Annotated in this window: 5 protein-coding genes (1 of these 5 only partly in view); 4 read left to right on the top strand and 1 reads right to left on the bottom strand. The window is 58.8% G+C overall.

The genetic code is table 11. The features are described from left to right. The first annotated feature begins 116 nt into the window (after window positions 1-116). The 3 genes from Q1A91_RS22620 to Q1A91_RS22610 all read left to right on the top strand — a co-directional run bounded on the left by Q1A91_RS22620 (window position 117) and on the right by Q1A91_RS22610 (window position 5,775). Complete coding sequence (locus tag Q1A91_RS22620) at window positions 117-2,459, top strand: calcium-binding protein (protein WP_299882920.1); 2,343 nt, start codon at window positions 117-119, stop codon at window positions 2,457-2,459. A 167-nt stretch (window positions 2,460-2,626) separates the two neighbouring features. Next, window positions 2,627-4,393, top strand: a complete 1,767-nt coding sequence (locus Q1A91_RS22615) for a type I secretion system permease/ATPase (RefSeq protein WP_299882918.1) — start codon at window positions 2,627-2,629, stop codon at window positions 4,391-4,393. Then, window positions 4,390-5,775, top strand: a complete 1,386-nt coding sequence (locus Q1A91_RS22610; RefSeq protein WP_299882916.1) for an HlyD family type I secretion periplasmic adaptor subunit — start codon at window positions 4,390-4,392, stop codon at window positions 5,773-5,775. Before Q1A91_RS22615 ends, Q1A91_RS22610 begins: the two co-directional genes overlap by 4 nt. Before the next feature lie 106 nt (window positions 5,776-5,881). Here Q1A91_RS22610 and Q1A91_RS22605 read toward each other — a convergent pair whose 3' ends face one another. Next, window positions 5,882-7,270, bottom strand: a complete 1,389-nt coding sequence (locus tag Q1A91_RS22605; RefSeq protein ID WP_299882914.1) for a M10 family metallopeptidase — start codon at window positions 7,268-7,270, stop codon at window positions 5,882-5,884. Between the two features lie 540 nt (window positions 7,271-7,810). On the opposite strand from Q1A91_RS22605, the gene Q1A91_RS22600 reads away from it, so the two are divergent. Then, on the top strand, window positions 7,811-21,071 hold the start of the coding sequence (locus tag Q1A91_RS22600; protein WP_299882912.1) for an LEPR-XLL domain-containing protein. Its footprint extends 22,376 nt past the window's final position; only the first 13,261 of its 35,637 coding nucleotides appear in the window; its start codon is at window positions 7,811-7,813; the stop codon falls past the right edge of the window.

Here is a 21,071-nt window from a genome sequence, read left to right as displayed (position 1 = left end):
GGGGGACCGTCTTTGTATCGAAGCCCTGACGTTGTGTCGGGGGTACCCGGGGGGGTTACATTTACATCAGTGGTTATCTGCTACTGACCCCGCCTTATTTAATGGAGTGTAGTATAATGTCAGATCCAACATTCAACCCAGATTGGGAAGTATGCGATCCAACGTGCGATATCATCTATAGCGACGACAAAGATGACATCAACTTTAACGATGAGAACACAGAGCGCGGCGGTACCGACGCGAACATCATCGACCTGAACAACGACAACGCAGCTGACAACGCAGAAGCGGGTCACGGCGACGACGCTGTTTACGGCAACGAGCGTAACAACCGCCTGAACGGCGAAGAAGGCCAGGACTACATCGAAGGTCGTCTTGGTGACGACGCGATCCTCGGCGGCAACGGTGACGACTACCTGTTCGGTGGTGACAACACGCGCCTGACCGACGACGGCGACGACTGGATCGACGGCGAAGAAGGCTGCGACTACATCGACGGCGAAAACGGCGACGACACTCTGCTCGGTGGTGAAGACTCCGACCGCGTGTTCGGCGGCAACGGCGACGACGTAATCTTCGGCGACACAGCTGGCGACAACCCAGAAGGCGACGACGGCGACTACCTTTACGGCGATGCAGGCAATGACTGCATGGACGGCGAAGGTGGCGACGACTGCATGTGGGGTGACAACGGTCAGTCCGGCGAGTCCGAAACCGATGGCAACGACACAATGTATGGCCGTTCCGGTAACGACAAAATGCACGGCCAGGGCGGCAACGACCGTATGGCTGGCGGCATCGGCGACGACCTCGTAATTGGTGGTACCGGCGATGACGAGATGTTCGGTGACGAGCGTCAGGCCGACGGCGAAGATCTGGACTTCGGTGCAGACAGCAACCCAGGCTCAAAAGACGAAGAAGAAGACGGCAACGACACCATGCTTGGTGGTGACGGCGACGACACCATGGATGGCCAGGGTGGCAACGACTTCATGGACGGCGAAGCTGACAACGACCTGATGCAGGGTGGCCGTGGCCAAGACACCATGAACGGTGGCGAAGGCGACGACGACGTTAACGGTGGCGCACATCGCGACCTGATCAAAGGTGGCGGCGGCAACGACGTTATCGAGGGTGGCGCACAGTCCGACATGCTCTGGGGTGACAACGGCCCAGGCCTGTGGAACTCCTCGTACTACTCCTCAAACGGTAACTCCGCTGTTCCAGTGCACGCTGAGCAGCTTGGCGACCGTGAAGTTGATTGCCCAGAGGACTATGACTCTGACTTCTTCCAGGAAGAAGGCAACGACCTGATCCGCGGTGGTACCGGTAACGATACCATGTGGGGCCAGGGCGGCAACGATGAGCTGTTCGGTGAAAACGCCAATGACCTGATGTACGGTAACACCGGTCGTGACCACCTCCACGGTGGTGGCGGTGACGACGAGATGTACGGCAACGAAGACAACGACTGTCTCTTCGGTAACCGTGGTGACGACTACATGGAAGGCAACGACGGTTCCGACCGTATGCGTGGCGGCACAGGCGACGACACTATGCTTGGTGGCGCTGGCCGTGACGACATGTACGGTGATCGTGGTGACGACGACATGTACGGTGACTTCATCGATCGTCTTGCTGAGCAGGGTGCACCTGACACCATGCGTGGCGGCGAAGGTAACGACTCCATGGTTGGTGGTCGTGCCGGCGACGAAATGTACGGTAACGCGGACAACGACTTCATGGATGGTGGCCTTGGCGCCGACTTCATGAGCGGTGGCACAGGCGATGACGTGATGGAAGGCGACAACGGCGCCGACACCATGAACGGCAACGACGGTGACGACTGCATCTACGGTCAGTCCGGTTCAGACGTACTGAACGGCAACGCTGGCGAAGACACCATCTATGGTGGTCGTATGGCCGACACCCTCGACGGTGGCCGTGACAACGACGTCCTGGTTGGCGGCGAAGGTGATGACCTGATCACCACCGGCGAAGGCAAAGACATCGTTGTGATCGACCTGACATGGGATGGCGAGGCATTCGCTTCCACCGATGGTAACGACACAGTCACTGACTTCGACATGGATCAGGACCACGACGTTCTGTTGTTCCGCGTCACCAACATCGCAGGTGACGGCACAACAGGTATCGGCACAAGCGCCGGTGCAGCCTTCGCGGCACTGAACGCCGAAGCTGTAGTCAACGACGACGGCACAGACACAACCATCGACATCAACGGTGCGTTTGTGAACCTGCTGGGTGTTACCGACGATCAGAGCTACTTCTCCTCGCTCGGTCAGGACGCCAACCCAATCGGCGGCGTGGGCATCAATGCCTTCTCCACCGGTGACACTGGCTCCTACGAAGCAATCCGTGTGATTACTTCTGACGATGGCTTCAACGACAATCACGACTGGGCAGCGACATACCGCCCTGACTCAATCTTGATGTAATCGGCTATAAGGAATGACCTATCCGGGGGAGGGATCCCCCGGGTAGATCTAGTCCTGGTTCAAGTTTGCTAACTGGTCCCCCGGCCAAGGCATAGTCCTTGAGCCAGGGCGCCGTTTTCTAGGATCTCTACATAATTTCAATCTTTGTGCGTCCGGGGGGACACCAGATGAAATCCAAGCGTGTTTTTGATGGGCAACGTGGTGTAATCACATCCATCTTTGTTGCCAGTATTTTTGTTAACCTACTGATCTTAACGGCGCCACTGTATATGTTGCAGCTGTTTTCCCGGGTCCTCGCATCGGGAAGCATGTCTACCCTGATTGCCCTGACCATGGGCGCTGCCATTGCTCTCGTTTTCTACTTTATCTTTGATGCCATTCGCCAACGGCTCGTCAATCGACTGGGCACCCGGCTTGAGGCACGACTGAACCCGATTGTTCTGTCCGGTATGGTCAGCGGTCGCGTTCCACCTGAGCTGCAATCCGCGCAGCCAATCCGCGACGTACAAGACATCCGCGGTTTTGTGACCAGCCCCATCTTCATCGCATTGCTGGATGTTCCATGGTCGCTTCTCTTTGTTGCTTTGATTTTTACCTTTAGCCCTATCCTTGGGATTGTTTCCGTCATTGGCATCGGCATCTTGCTGGCGCTTGGTATCATCAACGAACTTGTTGGCCGGGAGCCCGATGCGAACGCCGCAGACGCGGCACGTGAAGCCAACAGCGCCGTTGAAGAGATGATGCAAAACGCTGAAATCATACATGCCATGGGCAAGACCCGTGTGCAGGTTGAGCGGTGGACAGTACGTTCCTTCTCCGCAATCGTGTTTGGCACACTCGCCTCTGACCGAATGGCAATCATGACATCCGCTGCGAAGTTTGTTCGGATGGCGCTTCAGATTGCCGTTCTTGGTGTTGGCGTGGTGTTGGTCACCATGAACCAGCTGACACCTGGTCTGATGATTGCGACATCCATCCTTCTGGGTCGCGCAGCTGCACCGATGGAGCAGTCGATCGCCGGGTGGCGTGGTCTGCTGACCGCGCGGGCCGCGCGCGAACGCCTCAACATTCTGTTGTCGCATCTGGACAAAGAACCTGAGCGCATGGAGATGCCGGAGCCTGAAGGGTATCTGTCCGTCGAAAATGCGACAGTTGTCCTGCCCGGCCGCCAGAACCCGGTTGTCTTTGATGTCAGCTTTGACCTCAAGCCCGGTGAATCCCTTGGTCTGATTGGTCCGTCCGGCGCGGGCAAGACGACATTGGCGCGGACCTTGGTTGGGTTGCAGCCGCTGGCACGGGGGCACATCCGTATCGATGACGCTGCCCTGACGGACTGGGATCCAGAACAGATCGGTCAATACACCGGTTTCCTGCCGCAACGGGTCGAATTGTTCAAAGGCACGATCGCCGAGAACATTGCGATGATGGATCCAAATGCGAAACCATCTGATGTTGTTGCCGCAGCCAAATTGGCGAACGTCCACCAGCTGATCCTGCAATTGCCCGGCGGCTACAACGCCGAAGTCGGCCCGCGCGGGGAGTTCCTCTCTGCTGGTCAGCGGCAGCGGATCGGTCTTGCCCGTGCGTTCTTTGGAAACCGCAAGTTGATCGTTCTGGATGAGCCAAACGCAAACCTCGACCCGGAAGGGGAGGCAGCTCTTGCGCAGGCCATTCAAACCGCAACGGATCGTGGTGCCATTGTTGTGGTGGTCACCCACCGCATGAACCTGCTACGGTGCGTCAGCCATGCGGCACTCTTGCAAGAAGGACGTCTCGCACGGTTCGGTGCGGCACGTGACATTATTGATGCGGTGACACAACCGCTGACGAAGTCCGAAGTCACCGACCCAAAGGTCGCGGTGTTGCGGCAGCCTGCTGAAGGCAAGACCAACAACAACGAGACTGGTTCTAAGGACGCGGGAGAAGCATCATGACCCTTGCAGAGATCAAACCAACCCAGGTGGCCCTCGAAAAGTCCGGCTTTCTGGATCGTATGCCTGATGCAAAGCTGCCAACAAAGCCGCCCACTCGTGTGCGGAGCCTGGTGTTCTGGATGGCGTTCTGTGGCTTTGGCCTGTTTGGGGGCCTATTGTTCTGGGCCTCAACGGCTCAAATGACCAGCGCCGTTGTCTCCAACGGGCAATTCAAGGTTCTGGGTGACCGCCTGGTCGTCCAGCACTTTGAAGGTGGCATCGTTGAGGAAATCAACGTGGTCGAAGGGGAAACCGTAGAGGAAGGTCAAATTCTGGCGGTGCTCAACGGGACTCGCACCGAAGCACAACTTGGCATTTTGACCAATCAGCTTGCTTCCGCGCTGGCGCAGCATTCCCGGCTACAGGCTGAACTTTTGGAGGCGGACGAAATTGTGCCCTCGCAAGAGCTTCTGGAACTGATTGAGCGGGACGCGCGTCTTTCTGCTCTGCTGGATGCGCAGAAGGCTGTGTTCGAGACAAATAACGATCTTGAGAATGGCCAGGTTGAAATCCTCAAAAGCCGGATGACGCAGCTCAATGAGCAGCTGAGCGGGCAGGACAAACGCCGTGCCGCCTTCCAGACGCAACTTGATCTTTTGCAGGAAGACCGTGCTGCTCTTGATGATCTGTACCAGCAGGGGTTGGTGACGAAGACCCGGTTGAGCAATACCTTGCAGCGTGAGAGCCGCCTGATTGGGGATCTTGCGCAACTGGATAGCCAACGTGAAGGTACGCTGGTCCGCGCAAGCGAAATGCAGGAACGGATGCTGCAAATCCGCCGTGACCGCCTGCGGCGCAATTCCGACGAACGTCAGGGTGTTGAAGAGCGTATCTTCGACCTCCGCCAGCGGCTGGACGCAGTTGACGACGTGCAGGCCCGCCAGACGATCCGTGCGCCGCGCGCCGGCCGTGTTGTGAACCTGTCCATCAACACCTTGGGTGCGGTGATTGATAGCGGTGATCCCCTGTTGGAAATCGTGCCTCTCGATGGCGATCTTGTATTGGAAACACAGATTGCCTTGTCTGACATTGATGAGGTTAAACAAGGCGGTGAGGCCGTCGTGCGGCTGACGGCGTACAGCTTCCGCAGCACACCGCCTGTGACGGGTACGGTCACCCATGTTGCGGCAGACGCAACTGTTGACCCGGCAACTGGTCGCCCATTCTACCGCGTGGATATCACCGTTCCACCGGAACAGATCGCAGCGCTCCAGAATGTTGAGGCGTTGCCTGGCATGCCTGCCCAGGCGATGATCGAAACCGGAGAGCAGACCCTGATGGACTACATGCTCAACCCGCTCTTGGGCAGCATGGCGACAGCGATGAAAGAAGGGGACAGCTGATCCGCTTGAAGCGGGATCACAATGCTCCAGAAAAAAGGACGGCAGGTTTGTCCTGCCGTCCTTTTTCTTTTCATAATCTATCGGGTTCCAGGGCTTCGAATGTGTCCTAGAAGAACACGATATCATCAAGCAGCAATGTCTCATCCCCGATGCCTTCGATACGGAGGCTTTCACCGCTGTCAAAACGGAATGTCACGCTGTTGGCGGTTGTTTCTGCATCATTGATATAGGCGTCCAGGACCTCTGCCACGTTGAGCGTTCCGGACCAGAAACGGTCATCCAGCCAAAGGGTGTCCACATCATCCTCGAAGTCGAGAATGATGTCGGTGCCGAAGTTGAAATCAAAGCGGTCGGCGCCTGGGCCACCTTCCATGATATCGTTGCCACCTTGGCCGGAGATAATATCGTCTCCGTAGCCCCCATTGAGGCGATCATTGCCGCCCCGTCCCTTCAGGTTATCCGGACCGCCATTGCCAGTCAGGACGTCGTTGCCGGGACCACCATCCAGAAAATCACGCAGCTGACCGCCCGTGATCACATCGTTGCCTTCGTCACCGACCAGCTTGTTGGCCTGGATGTTGCCGATGATCAGGTCATCACCCCGTCCGCCATAGGCCCATTCAATGAGCGTGTCTTCGGCGATCACCATATTCCCGACAATACCCCCGACATCAGAGATGCCACCGGGCCTCAGATCAAGGCGCTGATCCGCGAGCTCATTGGAAAAATCAAGCGTGTCGCGGCCACCAGTATCCTTGATGGTGAAAGAGAATTCAGGCACCCGCCAACCGGGGTCGAAGAACGTGTTGAACAGCTCTTCCATGTAGCCGTCAACGTTTGAATTGGCACCATAAACCGTCGGACCCAAGTTGACACTTACAGGACCATAAAGATCCTCGATCGCCAGCAGATCCGCGATCATTGGTGTAACGGCATAGGCCAGATCCGCATCAATCGCAGTGTTGTTGGTTTGGCTGAAATAGGACATCAGCGACACCTGCCAACTGTCGTTGGCGTAGTGCGCGTCGTTGCCGTATCTTGCATCCCCGTCGTAGAAACCCGCATGCCCTAGTCCCAGAGCGTGGCCTATTTCATGGATATAGGTCTGCATGGAATAGGTGTCGTATCCAGTCCCGTAGAAGGCCACCCAACCGGTGGAGATGTTGATATCTGCGGACAACATCTGGTCGCCGGAATACGTGAAATTCGTGATCGCTCCATTGGCTTCATCATCAAAGTTGATGTCAGCAATGGTAGACACTTCGACGAAAACCAAAGGTGTCACGTCTGCCCAGCTTTGCAGCGCGGCCCGTGCCAAGGTGCGACCGTCTTCGGTCAGCCCATCCAGATTGACTGTGATCGTGCGGCCATCGGCGGGCTGAAAATAGTGGCGCCCGACCTCCTCCCAATCCCAAAAGTCATCCGTGAGATGCCTTGCGATCTGTTCGTTTGTGAGCGTTGGAAGAGCGTTGGACGCGCTGGAAGTCTCGTTCATCTCGGGCCTCAAAACATGGAACGGAAACGCCGTGGATGGCCCCCGTCAACTACTGGTAAAAACTGCGCCTGAAGGTCTAAGATGTCTGGCGCGTCCTCGCGTATCGGATATGATCCAACTAAGGCATTATTAAGCCAAAAACAGTCCAAAAATTGACATAATTTCGCTGTCTCGATGTCTATCGTCGGCGATCGGATAACAGACCGTCTGCCCCCATTTGGGGACAGTGCCAAAGTGTAGCTAAGTCTACTATTTATTGGAGAAAAATGGACTTATCGTTTGTTCTGAACCAGGCGATTTACCCGTTTTCTATTGTTTAGAGTGATTAGTGCGTTGTTAACATTTTGAAAAGACGCAATTTTTAAGATTGGGGGAGCCATGTCCTTTCCATTTGGCGGTGATCGATCCTTTTTCCGCTCCGCGCGTTTCGGAAAACCGAACGCCCTGTTTCCAAAGCGGAAACAACTTGATTCGGAACAAGCCTCGATTTTCCGATCTAGACGCACGATACGCGGTACCGGCGAAGGCGCTGGTCTGCGGATGGAGGCTCTGGAGCCTCGCTACCTGCTGTCTGCGGACCCGGCCCCCTTCCTTGTCGACATGGGCGAGGACGGAACCGAGCTTTCGCTGCGCTATGACAGCCTGACCGAAAGCATCTCGGTCATCAGCAAGGAGACCGGCAATCAGCTGGGTCACCGGCTGGTTCAGGAAATGACACTTGTGCGGGTTCAGGGCACAAGCGCGGATGATGTACTGGAGCTGGATTTCTCAGACGGGTTCGTCTTCCCGGTTGAGATCGAGTTCATGGGGGAGGGCGGCATGGATACCGTCATGCTCTCCGGTGGTGCAGGCGATGCGGTGACACTGGGCGCGACAGGACAGGGCGAGGGTCGTGTTGATCTGTTGGGCGCTGATGGGTCTGCCGCGATCAATCTGAGCGGTGTGGAGCACGTGGTTGACGCGACCAGTGCCGACAGCCGTGTGATGGAAGACCGTTCCGACATGGGGAACAGCTTCCGCATTTCAGGGGGTGACGGTCAAACGCGTGTGTCGTCCGTTGATGGCGCATTGCTCGACTACTCCTTTACGGCCCCCGGCGACAGCTTCACGCTGGATGCAGGGGAAGGTGATGATGACATCGCGTATGACAGCGTTGATCAGACTGCAGTTGGCAAAGTGCTGGTTGCGGGCGGTGCAGGCACCGACGGCCTGACCGGCCCACCCAGCGACACCGTCTGGAATCTTACAGGTCATAACTCTGGCGATGTCGAAGGCATCGCCTTTGTTGCGGTTGAGAACCTGATTGGCCAGGCCGACAATGAAGACGTGTTTGTGGTAGGTGCCGAAGGGCGTCTGGACGGCACGATGGACGGCGGCGACGCTGGTTTTGACACAATGGTGCTGGATGGCGGCACGTTCTCAAGTGTTGAGTACTATGCTACCGGTCCGACCTCCGGCACGATCACCCGCGATGGTGATGTGCTGACCTATGATGGGCTTGAGCCGATCATTGATAACATGGATCTGGCGGACCGCGAGATTACGCTGTCGGACGAATCCGATACGGCGTCGCTGACGCAAGAAAACGATGGCATGCTGACGGTCGCGACGAATGCAGGTCTGTTGCAGACGTTCGAATCCATTACTTTCGTGAAGCCCGTCAGCAGTCTGACAATCAATTTGGGCGAAGACGAAGATGTGCCGTTTGTCTCTCGTGATGAATTCACGATTGATGGCAGCGGCAACGCGATTGACCTGTCAGGAACAAACCTGACTGTAACCGGCGGTGACGGCAGAGACATCGTTATCCTCGCAGGGAATGTCACCACCGCTGCACTTGAGATCAACGCAGAGAAGATCGACATCAATGGCACGCTGATTGCGACGGATATCACCCTGAATGCCGAAGAAGAAGACGACGGCGGTGTGGTGCCAAACGGTGAGTTGGGCGGTCTGTTTGACGGGCTCTTCGTCGCACTGCCGCAGGTCGAGATTGACCTGTCTGGCGCGGATATCACGGCAACGGGTGATGTGGCACTGAATGCTACGGCAACTGTTACCATTGACGCCACGCCCAGCAGTCTGGGCGGCGTCGTGGATGCAACCCTGCTGACGTTGCTGCCGACAGCTGACATCAAGATGGACGGCACCGCCTTGACCGCAGGCTCCCTTGCCGCGCAGGCGATTGTGAACGTCACAGCGTCCTTCGAGGACGAAACAGACGCCAGCGATGTTGATGACGATCCCGGTACCGATGATGCCGAAACAGCTGATGCGGCCGTTTCTGTCGTTGTGCTTGTTTCTTCTTCTTCAATCGAAGTGTCCGGCGCGACGTCTATCCAGTCCGGTGGTGAGATTAAACTCGTCGCGGATACTGTTCTGGACATCAAATCAACTGCCGATGGTGGTGCCGAAGGCAGTGCCGTTGGTGCGACATTGGCCGTAACCGAAGTGTCTGCCGATACCTCCGTTGCCGTTCTCGACAGTGCGTCGATCACTGGAAACGGCGGCGATGCTGCGGACTTCATTACGCTTGCTGCCAGCCTGACCTCCAGCGTAGAGACTGTTGCATACTCAACCGCAGGTGGTGCGCAGGATGCAGGTGGTGACAGCCAGTCCAACGAACGTCTCGAAGACCCCAACCAGGATGGTGATACGTCTGACATGGCGCAGACATCTGATGGGGCGGTGTCCTTCGCGGGCGCTGTGGTGGTCTCGGACTATCGTCCTGAAACGACCGCAACGATCAATACGACAGGGTCGCTTGAAACCGATGGCGATCTTGAGCTGAGCGCGACCAGCACCGATTCCGTATTGGCCAAGGCGGACGGGTCCACAACAGGCGCAGGCTCAACAGGTGTTGGCGTTGCGGTCGTTGTGGGTGTCGTCGATACCACCAACCGGGCAGAGATTTTTGACAGCGGCTCGTTGAGCGCGGATGCGATCAACGTCTCCGCCACCATGGCTGCCGGTGAGACCTTTGCGGTCGAAGCCGTCTCCGGTGCGGGCGAAGGGAGCCAGACTGGTATCGCGGGTTCGCTGGCGATTCATGTGGTGCTGAATGAGGTCGAAGCGATCGTCCAAAACGGCGCCGGAGCAGGTGTTGCCCTTGGTGGCAATGACCTGACATTGGCGGCGCAAGCAGAGACAGCCGTTTCAACCAAAGCGGTACCAAACGAAGACGGCGCATCAGGCGAAGCTTTGGGCATTGGGGCGTCCGTTGCACTGACCATTCTGGATCAGAACACGACTGCCGCTGTGGCAGATGATGCCGTGATCACAGGTGCCGGTGCAATCACCCTGACCGCAGACGCGACCCACACGGCAGAGACGCTTGCCAAAGGTGCGGCATCCGGTGGTGGCACTGTTGCCGCCGCGGTTGTCGCGATCACAACGAACTTCAATGATACCTCTGTTCTGATCGGCACCGGCGGCTTGCTTGAGGCGGAGTCCGTCTCGGCCACGGCCACGCACAACGGTCAGACCAACACAGCCGCCGAAGGCGATGCGGAAGGCGGCAGCACGGCTGTCGGTCTGTCCTTCGGCCTTACGATCAACGAGGAAAGTGCAACAGCGCAGCTGATGCGCGATGTGACAGCAACTGCTGGTGCCGTGACCTTCGCCGCCAACAGTTCCGCGCGGAGCAAGACTGTCTCCGCAGCCTCTGCTGCGGGTGCCGCTGAAGATGATGAAAGCCCGGAGACAGAAGAGGGCGCGGTCGACGAGGGCAACCAGGAACAACAGAACTTCGCCAACTCTCAGGCGAGCGCGCGGTCGGGTGAGGCATCATCCGAGACCGAAGCACCAGATGCGAACACAGGTGATGGATCCCTCTCCGTCGCTGCTGCCGTTGCGATCAACATCGATTCCTCTTCCGTGCTGGCAGAGGTCGCCACCGGCGTGACGGTCATGGCATCCGGCGCATTTGTGCTGCGTGCCAAGGGCAATCAGGACAGCTGGGCTGATGCCACAGGTGAAGCGGCCAACGGCACATCCGGCACCGTCGGCGCTGCCGTGGGCATCAACGTCGCCAAGCCAGGCGTAGCTGCGCTGACCAATGGCAGCATTGTCACGGCCAACGGCATGACCGTCGAAGCGGGTATGTTTGAGCGCACGTCCGAATTGAGTGTCGAGACAGCGACAGGCGTAGACATTGAAGACAACACGATCTTCCTTGGCGAAGATCATGAATTTGAGACCGGTAATGAGGTCAAGTACAATGCAGCGGGCGGCACTGCTGTTGGCGGGCTGGATGAGGTAACGTCCTACTTCATCATCAAGGGTGAAGACGGGCTGGTACAGCTTGCGACATCCGAGGCAAATGCGACCGCTGGCACCGCTATCGATTTCGCCAGCCAGGGTGCAGGTGATGACCATACGCTTCTGTCTGTTGAGCCGGATTCCGAACCGGTCACCTTCACACCAACCGAAGAACGTTTCTCCCTTTCCTCTGATGATGCGGACAACCTGCGGACCGGCGACGCGCTGGTTTATGCAAGCGGAATGGGCGATGATATTGGCGGTCTGGAAGACGGCACAACATACTACGTGATCGCAGACGGTGAAGGCGGCATTGCGCTGGCTGAAAGCCGCGACAACGCGATGGCGGGTGACGCGATTGAGATCACCTCTGCCGGAACGTTGGAAGAGCACACGTTGACGGATTCCGTCCATCGCGCGGCAGCGGATGCGGTTTCGGGTGCGTCGGGCGGCAACGTGGGCATTGCAGGCTCGGTTGGCATTAACGTGGCCGAAACTGCGGTACGTGCCGTTGTTGATGGTGCTGCAAACGTGACCATGACCGGTGACGGCAATGTGGATGTCAGCGCCGAAGCGGCAAACTTCGCTGCGGCGAGCGCGAAAGCCGCTCAGTCCAGCGAAGAAGACGGCGCAACGGGTGTGGGTGCCAGCTTTGGTCTGAACGTGACCGATCACGCGACGACATCTTCTTTGAACGACGGTGTCACCATCACCGGGGCAGGGGACATCAATGTCACTGCCAAAGGCACCTATGATGCGCGGGTTGACGTAGAAGGTGGTGCCGAAGGCGGTACAGCCGTGACACCTGTTCTGGGTCTGTCGGTCATTGCAAACACCACAACGGCGAATGTCGGCACGGGTGGTTTGCTGGATCTGTCGGGTGATTTGAACATCACGGCCACCCATGAAGCGGATACTGTAACCGTTGCCAAGGGCGATGCCGTTGGTGCGGACACAGCTGTTGGTATCTCCTTCGGCTTGACGATTGCCGAGGACGAAGTGCTGGCCACGCTGTCGCGCAATGTGGATGCGGGTGGTGGCGTGACGCTGCTGGCACAGGGCACCGCAGGAAGCCGGACAGAGGCGGAAGCCTCCGCCGCGGGCGCAGAGAAGGAAGAAGAGGATCCGATGGATCCAATGGCCGAGGAAGAGACGGTCAACGACACAAATGAAATGCAGGCCGAGACGGCCAATACCCAGGCTGCATCGCGCCGGACCTCGGGTGAGGGAAGCGCACAGACGACAACGCCGGACGCCTCTACATCGGATGGAGCGCTGACAATTGCGGGTGCAATTGCGCTGGACCTGACGGAATTCAATGCCGGTGCCGTGATCGCGGATGGGCTGGTGATCACCGCTGCCGGTGCGGTTTCCATGACGGCACGCGGCAATGCGGATGGCAAAGCGCGGGCAGATGGCACCGCGACCAATGCGGGCACTGCGGGTATCGGTGCGGCTGTGGCGATTGTGAAGGCAGACGGCGACATCACCGCAAACCTTGATAACGCGACGATCAATTCAGGTGGCCTGACCGTTCAGGCGTTGACCTATGAAGACGGCGGTGACGGTGTCAGCAAGAGCGAAGCGGGTGCGACATCCGGTGCCTCCGGTGAAGGTCTTGGTGTTGCAGGTGCCTTTGCGCTGAACCTGTCTGATGTGAACACCTCCGCGACTGTCGGGTCGGGAGTTGTCTATACGGGTGATGATTCCGGTGATGTGATCATCAAGGCCGCGAACGCCATGGAAAGCGATGCCATCGCAACTTCAGCGCAGGAAAGCACCGGCACCGAAGCCGAAGAAGGTGGCAGCGGTGATATGGGCGGCGGCATGGGTGGTGGGTCCGGAACGGGCACCGGCACGGACGCCAACAGCAACGGCGGCACGACCAATACGGAACAGACAGGCTCTACCGTTGGGGTGGGCGCGTCCTTTGCGCTCAATATTGCAGACATGAATGCCGAAGCGCGGTTGACAGACAATGCGACACTGACAGGTGTTGGCAGCCTCAACATCGAAGCCGAAGGCAGCCATCAGGCAGAAGCGATTGCCATTGGCGGGGCGGATGTCACCGGCGGCACCGGAATTGGTGCAGTTGCGGCGATCACCGCCATTCAGAACGATGTGACGGCTGAAGTGGGTGCAGATGCGTCTTCGGTCGGGACGGGCGATGTGACCATCTCCGCGTCGCTGGATGGGGATACGCGGACGCGGGCTGAAGGGTCTGCTGATGGCACCAAGGCGGCCGTTGGTGTTGCGATTGGTGTGACCGTTGCAGAAGATAACGTGTTGTCGGCGGTTGCAGGTTCGGTAACCACCGATGGCGCAGCGACCGTCACGGCAACCGGCCTTGGCGCTTCCCGTGCTGATGCGGTATCAAGTGCGGCGGGTTCCAAGGAAGAGGGTTCCGAGGATTCCACGGCCCAGCAGCAGACAGACAGCCAGGTGAATACCGCCAACACCCGCGGTGGCACAAACCAGCAAGTGGGTGCGCAGAACAACGGCCAGACCTCCAGCGGTGCAGTGACTGTTGCGGCGTCGATCGCCGTTAACGTCTCCGAGCTGAACGCCGAAGCGCGGGTCACAGGCACGATTGCCGACCGCGCGACTTTGGATGCGGATGGCGCGGTATTGGTGGAAAGCAAGGCGAATGCCGATGCGGCTGCCTTTGCGGATGGCTCCGCCACCAATGAGACAACAGGCACCACGGTTGGTGCCGCGATTGGCATCAACGTCTCCAACGCCAACAATCTTGCGACAATCAGCCATGCGGATGTGTCCGGTTCAGGCGTCGAAGTGCAGGCTGTCATGGCCGAGCGTGAGACTGAATTTGAAGTTGCCACGTCCCAGTTGGTGAACACGGAAGACAACACGCTGTTCCTTGCCCCTGATGAGGCATTCGAGGCGAATGAGGAAGTTGTTTACAGGAACGGTGGCGGCACCGACATCGAAGGTCTGACTGACGGTGAGACCTATTTCGTGATCCTCGGTGATGAAGAAGGCTTCATCCAGCTTGCTTCTGAGGCGGATGGCGACGCGATTGATCTTGAAGATCAGGGTATGGGCGACGCGCATGTGTTGGAGCGGACGGGCAACGACAATGTTGAGTTTGACCCCGATGAAGAGCGTTTCGCGCTTGAACTGGAGCGGCCACAGGGTCTGCAAACCGGCGACAGCGTTGTCTACAACGGCGGCGGCACCGACATTGGCGGGCTGACCACGGGCAAGACCTATTATGCCATTGTGGCAAACGACGGGTCTTTGCAACTGGCAGAGACCTTTGAACAAGCGCTGACACTGGACGCGATTGAGCTGACCAGTGATGGCGATGGCGGCACACATACGCTGACCAATGCCACGCATTCCAGCAATGCCGATGCGCGTTCAGGTGCAGGTGGCGGCAAAACCAGCGTGGCAGGTTCCCTCGCCGTTGATGTGACCAATGGCACCACAACGGCCACCCTCGGGGACGGCGCGGTGGTCACGGCACAGGCTGGTGACAGCGGTGTCAAAGCGGAAGCCGACACATACACACTGACACGGGCATTGCCGAATATCGCCACAACGGGCACCAGTACCGGTGTCGGCCTTGGCTTTGCAATTGCGGTTGCAGACCACAACACCACAGCAAGCGTTACGCCGGGTGCAACGTTTGAAGGCGACGGAAACTTTGCCGCGGATGCCGATGGTGATCACACCATGGTCACGATCGCACAGGCCGGTTCCACCGTAGGTGCCTCCGGCACCGGTGTCGGTGGCGCGGTGGCAGTTGCTGTGTCAGAGAACAATACGGATGCGTCTGTTACAGGGGGCACTGCGCTCTTTGATGTGGGTGGCAACCTGGGCGTGACGGCGGACAACAAGCTGCGGATGCAGACCGAAGCGGATGCGGACACCAAAGGTGGCAAGACCGGTGTGGGCGCTGCAGTGGCCCTTGGCTGGGCTGAGGATGATACCTCCGCACTGCTGGATCGTGACGTCTCAACCGGCGCGCGCACGGCGTCTGACGTTGATGTGACAGCAACCAGCGAAATGGATGCGACCACGCTTGTGACCGGATCGTCGCAGGGTGCAGAAAAGAAGACCGGCACAAACAACCAGCAGACAACCGATCAGCGGACCTCGCAGGAAAGCAACTTCATCGACACACGGTCAGACAGCAGCCTGTCCACGCCGCAGCCCGAAGCACAGGTGCAAAGCGCCAACACCCGCGCGGAGAGCGAGACAGCAAACCCCGGCGGTCAGGGCGGTAATGCACAGCAATCTTCCACCCAGAGCCGAGGGTCTTCCATTCAGGTGGCAGCGGCCCTTGGTGGTACGGTGGTCAAGCCTGACGTCTCTGCCGTTATTGTGGATGGTCGCACGGTAGATGCAAGCGGTGCGTTGAACGTCAAGGCAATCAGCGATGTTGATGCGGATACGCAGGTCACAGGTCTGGCCCTGTCCAACGAAGGCGGCACGACGGTTGGTGCAGCGGTCGGCGTGAACGTGGGTCTTGGTGACACCACGGCGTCGCTCGGCAATGGCTCAACAACAGCCGGTTCTGTGAATGTAGAAGCGGGTACCTCCGAAGGCGAAGAGAACGAATTCCGCATTCTGGCACTCGCTGGTGGCGGTGCGAAGCAATCCACGTCCAGCGGCGGCGGTGGTGGCGGTGGCGGTGGGTCGTCCTCCACAACATCCGTGGCCGGGTCGGCTGGCGTGAATGTGCTGGTGATGGATACATCTGCCTCCATCGCGGACAATGCGACGGTGAATGCCACTTCGGGTGATATAGACGTCACATCGCGGCTGGACATCGGTCTGATCAACGCAGCGGCCGGTGGGTCGTTCGTGAAAACAAGTGGCGGCGGCGGTGGTGGCGGTTCCAGCACAAGTGTTGGTGCTGCGGTTGTCGTCAATGTTCTGGAGACAGAAAGCAAGGCTGCAATCGGAGCGGGCGCGGATGTAACCGCTACGGGTTCCGTTGGCGTGGACGCCAGCACCGATCTCTCTGATCTGGAATTGATTATTCCACTGCTGGATGGGGTTGAATTCCTCGACAGTGAGACGGGCATCAACGTCTCTGCGCTTGCGCTTGGTGCATCCATTGGGTCGGGCGCGGATGCTGGCGCGGGCTCTGGTGTGATCAACATCATCTTGCCGACAACCAGAGCGTCTATCGGCGGGGGTGCCACTGTCAATGCGGGAGACGATATAGACGTCACTGCCAGCGACAGTGTTGAGCTGACGAACTTTGCGGGCACGCTTGCAGGTTCCAAGGATGCCGCAGGTGTTGGTGTTGGTCTGGACGTGACAATCGTTGAGAAAACGACAGAAGCTCTGGTGTCCTTGTCCCCATCGGGGGCTACAACGACGCTGAACGCGGACGGCAACGTCAAGGTCGAAGCGCTGAGTGTGGAGGATTACTTCCAGCTGACCGCAAATGCGGGCGTGGGCGACAGCACCTCCGGTGCAGGCAGCCTGAACGTGCTGGTCAATCTGACCAATACCCGCGCGATTGCTGGTCGTGACAATGACAACACCGATCCGCAGACCGGTGATCTGATTATCGACGCGGACGGTACGGTTGTTGTGACCGCTGACAGCAAAACTGAGACTGAAAGCTACGCTGGCACGTTGGGTGTTTCCCTGAGTGGGTCGAGCGTGGGTATCTCAATCGGCGTTCTGGTCGATCTGGATGAGACGGTTGCGGTGATTGGCGACGGTGCAACTGTCACCGGCCGCGGCAATACAGCGGCTGACGTGCGTGACGGCAATTACGACGCGATGGGCGATCAAGGCACGGAATCCGTCCGCGGGGTGGCCATTGTGGCGACCAGCCTGGATGAGATTACGGCACTGGCCATTGCGGCTTCTGCGTCGCTTGGGCAGCAGTCCAGCGGTGGCAGCTCCGGCGGCGGTGGGTCCAGCGACAGCAACAATGACATCTCCGTTGCGGGGTCCGTCACGGTCGTCGTGCACAAGGGTGAGACTAAGGGGATCATCGGCACGGGCGCTTCGATCAACGCCGTTAACACTGGCGCGAATGCGGGTCAGGGTGTGTTGATGCGCGGCGTGGACAGCACCAACATCGACAACATCACGGGCGGTTTGTCCTTTGCCTATAACGGCGATGGTGGCCTGACAGGCGCGGTGTCTGTCAACGTTGTTGAGAATGAGACATGGGCGCGCGCGCTTGGTGACAACACCCTGACCGCGACGGGCGGCGGCGTGCGCGGCGATGCGCGCGGTGCCACCGACATCGACAATCTGACCATCTCGGTTGCAGGCACCGTCAGCAGTGGCAGCAGCCAGGGCAGTGGCGGCACCAAGTTCGCAGGCGCCGGCAGCGTTGCGGTGAACCTGGTCACCCAGGAGCAACTGGCCGAGATCGGCGCTGGCAGCACGGTGACCACAACCGGGTCGCTTGACATGGATGCCCGTGACGATTCCGAGATTGTCGCCGATGGCGGCAGCGCGGCGCTGGTCATCAGCACCGGTGACAATTCCAGCACCGCAGCTGTGGGCATTTCCGTCGTCGTGAACGAGGTTACCTCAACCACCCGTGCGCGGATCGTCGAAACAGACGTGGATGCGGATGCCGGTGTCAGCTTTGACGCGGTCAACGACGCCAAGATTGACGCGCTCAGCGTTGCAGGTGTCCTGTCGCTCGCCAATGGCGGCAATGCCGTTGGCGTGGCCGTTGGTGGTGCGTTCAACGATCTGAACCTGATCACGCAGGCTGGCATGGACGGTGGCAGCATTGATACGGATGGTGCGGTTGATGTGACGGCCGCAAATGATGCGGATATTGAGACCCATGCGATCGGGGCTTCTGTGACCCTGTCGAATTCGTCTGACGGTTCCGCTCTCAGCGCGCAGGTCACTGGCGCGATTGCCGTCAACGAGATCGACAGCGATACCATCGCGGCGCTGAATGGCGCAGGCGATGCGGATGCCAGCGTGGACGCAGGCGGCGCGGTTAATGTCACGGCAACAAACTCGGCTGATATTGATGCCACGGCGATTGGCGCGCAAATCGGCTTCTCCAACTCCTCCTCCGGCAGCTCTGTCAGCGGTACGCTGGGTGCAACCGTTGCCGTAAACCGGATTGGTCTGGGTGACGGCACAATCGTGCTGGGCGAAGAAGATCCTGACATGCGGCCCGCAGATGACGGCACCAACGATCCGATGGATCTGACATTCACCGATGATCAGGCCAGCAACATCACACGCGCCACAATTGATGGGGTTGAAGTGACGGCGGACAGTGTCGCGCTTGATGCGCGGTCGGACGCCACGATTGACGTGGTCACGGTCATGGCCGGGGTGAGCATCTCCAACTCGTCTGGGGGCAACAGCCTGAACCTCGGCGCGCAAGCCGCAGTTGCGGTGAACGAGATGGACACCGATGTCGACGCTACGATGAATGGCGCGGATGTGACGTCCACCGGCGCGATCATGCTCTTTGCGCAGGATGATACGGAGATTTCCGCAGACCTTGTCTCGGCCAAAATTTCGGTCACGAACAGCAACAGCACCTCTGTTGGTGTGTCGATCAATGCCTCTGTGGCCTATAACGACATCCAGAACCGGACGGATGCCACCATCACCGGCGGCGCAATTCAGGCGGCCAGCCTTGATGCGCAGGCGAGCTCGACGTCTGAGATCAACGTCGTCTCTGTCGCGGCATCGGTCGCGGTCACCATTTCCAGCGGCAGCATGAGCCTTGGCGGCGCCGGTACGGGCGCGTTTGCCTTCAACACAATCGGCAACGAGATCAACGCCGGTCTTCTGGGTGGCGCTGATGTCACGCTGACAGGTGCGGCGAATATCGACGCGACAAACAATGCGACGATTGATGCCAAGGTTATCGCGGCCTCTGCCTCTGTCACAGCAAGCACCGGATCTGGTGCCGCCGTGGCATTGGACATCGTCATTTCGGTTGCGGAAAACACCATCACTACCGCGACAAGCGCGTTGATTGATGACAGCACGCTGAATGCCGGCGGGGCACTGACCCTGACAGCCTTGAACGCAGGTCGGGTCGACGTGATTGGCATCGCGGCAAGCATTGCGGTTTCTGCATCCAACAGCAGCATCGCGGCTGGTGTATCCGTGGTTCTTGCGCTCGCCTCCAACACTGTGAATGGCAGTGCCGAAGCATTGATCCGCGACAGTGATGTGGCGGACGGGCAGGGGGTTGAGGCGCAAAGCGCGACCATCCTGGCGCGCAACACTGCGGTGGTCGACGCCCTGAACATCTCCGCTTCAATCTCAGTTGGCGTGAGTGGCGGCAGCCTGTCCTTCTCCGGCTCCGTGTCGGTTGCACTGTCCTTCAATGAAGTGGGCACATCGGTCACGTCAGGCGTCGTGAATTCGACCCTTGTGACACCGCAGTTTGTGGACATCGACGTCGTTTCCGGCACCACACTGCTGGTCAAGACGATTGCAGCGTCGGTTTCCGTCTCTGCCTCCAGCGGTACGGCCATCAACGTGAATTTTGCCGGTGCCAATGCGCGCAACACCTTCACCGGTGAAGCGCAGGCGCTGATCCAAGACAGCACCGTGGATGCCGAAGGCGCGGTGACCGTCGATGCGGTTGAGCAGGACGGCACAGGTACAACGATCAACACCCGCCTGCGGGAAGACATTGTCGATCCGACAGCGAACACCATCTACGTCGGCGAAGACGCAGGGTTCAGCACAGGCGACGCGGTGATTTACCGCAACGGCAGTTCTTCTGAAGATCCGGCAGAGCGTGCGTCCTTCAACATCGGTGGTCTGACCGACGCACCGCTGAGCCGCAATGCGGATGAGGAAATCACCAGCCAGAACAATGACATCTACTATGTGATCGAAGCGGAGGATGGAAAGATCCGGCTCGCAACCTCAGCGGTGAATGCCGCAAACGGGACTGCGATTGATCTGACTTCCAACAGTGTCGGCAGCCAGCACAGCCTGTCCAAGTTTACCGCGACAGATGGCGGCACCGGGGCGACCGAAGCTGATCTGACCGAGACGGTCTACATCGGTGATCCCGGCGGCAAGGGCCGTGAGATCACGATTGTCGATACTGCGGATGATAGCATCTATGTGGGTGATGCGGCGGGTCTGACGACCGGCGACATCGTGACCTATGACAATGGCGGTTTGCCAGACATCGGCGGGCTTGAGCCTGTCGATGACATGGGTGATCCCATTGACTACTTCGTGATCGAGGGCAAAGACGGCCGGATCAAGCTGGCCGACAGCCTGGCCAACGCGAACCTCGGTATTGCGATCAATCTGACCTCTGCCGGTCTGGCGGGCGGTCATAGCCTGACGCCATCGGGTGGGTCGGCCATTGATCTGTGGGCGCAGACGGAAACCATCGCACCCAAGATGGGTGCCACGGTTGTGGCGGCTGCGGTCGGTGTCGCAGCAAGCTCGGGTGGGGCGACGGTCTCCCTCACCGTGGCCGAGACAACGGCAGTGAATGAAAGCACCGGCAGAACCGAGGCGCTGATCGAGGATTCGACCGTTGACGGCAATGACGTTGACGTGGCGGCTGCGGCCTCCG

The sequence above is a fragment of the uncultured Sulfitobacter sp. genome (genome assembly GCF_947500075.1).
Taxonomy (GTDB): domain Bacteria; phylum Pseudomonadota; class Alphaproteobacteria; order Rhodobacterales; family Rhodobacteraceae; genus Sulfitobacter.
This window is presented reverse-complemented; position numbering and strand designations above follow the sequence as displayed.